Annotated in this window: 3 protein-coding genes and 1 pseudogene; 3 read left to right on the top strand and 1 reads right to left on the bottom strand. The window is 65.8% G+C overall.

Annotation, left to right across the window (positions count from 1 at the left end; all coding sequences use genetic code 11):
* The 3 genes and pseudogenes from ACSHSS_RS29790 to ACSHSS_RS29780 form a co-directional block, all read left to right on the top strand.
* Nucleotides 1–66 (top strand): annotated as a pseudogene (locus ACSHSS_RS29790) (YciI family protein); the annotation flags it as partial.
* Between the two features lie 2 nt (nucleotides 67–68).
* Nucleotides 69–404: a Rieske (2Fe-2S) protein gene (locus ACSHSS_RS29785; RefSeq protein ID WP_445545940.1), complete on the top strand. Its 336-nt coding sequence runs from the start codon at nucleotides 69–71 to the stop codon at nucleotides 402–404.
* A gap of 222 nt (nucleotides 405–626) precedes the next feature.
* A complete protein-coding gene (locus ACSHSS_RS29780; RefSeq protein ID WP_006405412.1) occupies nucleotides 627–1,715 on the top strand; it encodes a porin in 1,089 nt (362 codons plus the stop codon).
* A gap of 219 nt (nucleotides 1,716–1,934) precedes the next feature.
* On the opposite strand, the gene ACSHSS_RS29775 is transcribed toward ACSHSS_RS29780, so the two are convergent.
* Nucleotides 1,935–3,788: an ABC transporter ATP-binding protein gene (locus tag ACSHSS_RS29775; RefSeq protein WP_445545939.1), complete on the bottom strand. Its 1,854-nt coding sequence runs from the start codon at nucleotides 3,786–3,788 to the stop codon at nucleotides 1,935–1,937.
* Nucleotides 3,789–3,913: the final 125 nt, after the last annotated feature.

Below are 3,913 nucleotides of genomic sequence, written 5' to 3'. Positions count from 1 at the left end.
CTGTTTTCGCGGGTGGAGGTGCGGCCGTGGGACTGGAGCCTCGGCAACCCGGAGCGGAGAGTCTGAGCATGAACGCGACGCAACTCTGCCGCGTCTCCGACGTGCCCGACGGCGGGGCGCGGGTCGTCGATGAAGCGTGCATCGGCCGGTCGGTGATCGTCGTGCGGCGCGGGGCGCAGGTGTGGGCGTACGTGAACCGCTGCCCGCATTTCTCGGTTCCGCTCGACTTCGTACCGGGCAACGTTTCGTGCTATCGGTCGCAGGTGCTGATGTGTGCGCATCACAGCGCGCTGTTCCGGTTCGACGACGGGATGTGTATCGACGGGCCGTGCGCCGGTGCGGGGCTGGAAGCCGTGCCGGTTGAAGTCAATCCGGCGGCGTGGGTGATTTGCCGAGACGCTTGAATCGAGGGTTCGCGTAATCGCGTCGACGCGATGAAGCCAGCGACGCGCGCGTGATATTTCGTTCGTTCTGTTGAATCAGTATCACTAAGCAACGTCGGATGTGCCGCCCTGAATCGTCGTCGATCCGGGGCAGGGAAGGTGTTGTTTCAAAAAAAGCATCGGGCGAGCGCCGGTGACGTAGCGGACGCCCGCTCGCGAATTTCCAAAAAAGACGGAGACACGATGAAACTCGGGTTTGGTGTAGTCGCGATGCTCGCCATCGCGCCGGGCGCGTATGCGCAAAGCAGCGTGACGCTGTTCGGGCTGATCGACAGCGGCATTTCGTATGTGGGTAACGAGGGCGGCGGGAAGAACGTCAAGTTCGACGACGGCATCTTCACGCCGAACCTGTTCGGCCTTCGCGGCACGGAAGATCTCGGCGGCGGCTATCACGCGACGTTCGCGCTCGTGAACCAGTTCTCGATGGCGAACGGCAGCATCGTCGGCACGGGCCTCTTTGCCCGTAACGCTTACGTCGGCATCGAGAGCGACCGGTTCGGCAGCGTCCGGCTCGGTAACCAGTACGACTTCATGGTCGATTCGCTGTTCGCGAAGGGCAACGCGATTTCGATGGACATCACGGGGCTGTACGGCTTCAGGAACGGGCCGTTTCAGCGGCTTGCGCTGCCGAACAATCCGACCGGGGCGTTCGATTGGGACCGCACGGCGGGCAGCAAGCCCGTTGCGAATTCCGTCAAATACAGTTCACCGACGATTGGCGGGTTTTCCGGCGGCGTGATGTATGCGTTCGGCGGTGTGGCCGGTTCCGTCGGCGCGAACAATACCGTCAGCGTCGGATTGAACTACGAGGCCGGTGCATTGGGTATCGGCGCGGCCTATACGAACGAGAAGTACGGCTCGACGCCGGGGACACCGTCGACCAGCGTGCGCAACTGGGGCGTCGGCATGCACTACGACTTCGGCGCGGTCACCGCCAAGGCCTTGCTGACCACCGTGCGCAATTCATTCAACGAAGCCGGCGTGTGGATGGCCGAAGCCGGCACGGTCTGGCGGATCCGGCCGGACGTCTTTCTCGGCGCGAAATACATGTACATGAAGGGCAACGAAGCCGTGAACGACAACCATGCGCATCAGCTCAGCGTCGCGCTGCAATACCTGTTGTCGAAGCGCACGATGGTGTATGTGTCCGCCGACTATCAACGCGCGAATAGCGGCGCGAATGCGCAGATCAACGGCGTGCTCGATCCGAACGGGGCCTCCAGCTCGGCGAGCCAGGCCGTTGCACGCATCGGGGTGCATACGATGTTCTAAGGCGGTGGCGGGCGAACTTGGCATGCGGCTTCTTCGAACATCTCGGGCTGATTGCCGCACTCGTTCTCGTCACCGTGCTGGGCGACGTTCAACGCGGGGACGCCCGCAGCCCGCGCCTGAGCGCCGGTCCGGCCGGTTGCGACGGGACGGGGATGCACTCGCGAAGCCGTTCGCCGGCCTGGCGTGCACCGATGCCGGCGGCCGGCTTCACCGCGACGCTCACTGCGCGGGTGCCGCCTCGTCCGCCGTCTCGCCGAGAAACCCGCCGCTCTGATGGGCCCACAGCGCCGCGTAAATCCCGCCTGCCTGCAGCAATTGCCGATGCGTGCCTTCCTCGACGATTCGTCCTTCGTCGAGCACGATCAGCCGGTCCATCGCCGCGATCGTCGAGAGCCGATGCGCGATCGCGATCACCGTCTTGCCCGTCATCAGACTGTCGAGGCTGCGCTGGATCGCGACTTCGACCTCGGAGTCGAGCGCGCTCGTCGCTTCGTCGAGCACGAGAATCGGCGCGTCCTTGAGCATCACGCGCGCGATCGCGACGCGCTGCCGCTGGCCGCCCGACAGCTTCACGCCGCGCTCGCCGACCTCGACGTCATAGCCCGAGCGCCCATGCCGGTCGCGCAGCCGCTCGATGAATTCCGACGCTTCCGCACGCTCGGCGGCGGCGCGCATCTCCCGTTCGGTCGCATCCGGGCGGCCGTACAGGATGTTCTCGCGCATCGTCCGATGCAGCAGCGACGTATCCTGCGTGACCATGCCAATGGCCGCGCGCAGGCTGTCCTGCGTGACGTGCGCGATGTCCTGCCCGTCGATCCGGATCGCGCCGCCGTCCACGTCGTAGAAGCGCAGCAGCAGGTTCACGAGCGTCGACTTGCCGGCGCCCGAGCGGCCGATCAGGCCGATCCGCTCGCCCGGACGAATCGTGAGGTTCAGCCCGTCGAACACCGGCTTCTCGTTGTCGTCATGCGCGAACCGTACGTTGTCGAACACGATCTCGCCGCGCGACACGACGAGCGGCCGCGCATCGCGCGCGTCGACGACGCTGCGCACGCGCGTGAGCGTCGTGATGCCGTCCTGGATCGTGCCGACGTTCTCGAACAGCTCGGTCATCTCCCACATGATCCAGTGCGAGTAGCTCGACAGCCGCAGCGCCATCGCAATCACGGCGGCGACGACGCCTGCGCTCGCTTCGCCGTGCATCCACAGCGCGACCGCGAGGCCCGTCGAGCCGACTAGCAGCGCCGTCGACAGCAGATGATTGACGATCTCGAACGCACTGACGAGCCGCATCTGCGCATCGCCGGTGACCTTGAACGCTTCCATCGCGCGCCGCGCGTGATCCGCCTCGCGGCGCGTATGCGAGAACAGCTTGACGGTCGTGATGTTCGAATACGCGTCGGTAATGCGGCCCGTCATCAGCGCGCGCGCATCGGCCTGCTCGCTGCCGACGCGGCCGAGACGCGGCACGAAATACGCGCACGCGGCGCCGTAGCCGAGCGCCCACAGCGCGAGCGGAATCATCAGTCGCCAGTCGAAGCTCGCGGCAAGCGCGAGGATGCCGAGCAGGTACGCAGCCACGCCGATCACGACGTCGACCGACATGAACAGCGCGTCGCGCACGGCGAGCGCAGTCTGCATGATCTTCGTCGTCACGCGGCCCGCGAATTCGTTCGCATAGAACGACAGGCTCTGTTCGAGCATCAGTCGATGAAACAGCCAGCGCAGCCGCATCGGGAAATTGATCGCGAGCACCTGATGCTTGACCATCGTGTGCAGCGCGATCAGCACGACGCTGCCTGCGAGGATCGCCGCGAAGCCGGCCAGCGTGCCGAAGTGAAGCTCGCCGAACGTCGCCGGCGTGGCCGACGACAGCCAGTCCACCACGCGGCCCATCATCGCAAACAGCGCGGCTTCGTAGGCGGCGAGCGCCGCCGAGGTCAGCGCGATCAGCAGGATCCAGCCGCGCGCGCCCTGCGTGCAGGCCCAGACGAACGAGAAGAAGCCGTTCGGCGGCGTCGCGGGCTCTTCGAGCGGGAAGGTCGGCAGCCGTCGTTCAAACCACGAATACATCGATCATTCTCCTGATGCGATCGGGCGACGGGGCCCGATCGGTCATGCCAATAGCGGTGGATGCGCGGCCGCATGTGACCGCACCGGCGCGCGGCCGTTGCAGCGCGGATCGCGTCGCGGCCGCG

The sequence above is a fragment of the Burkholderia sp. BC1 genome (genome assembly GCF_052683555.1).
Note: the sequence above shows the minus strand (reverse complement) of the source record. Positions and strands in the feature narration are given on the sequence as shown.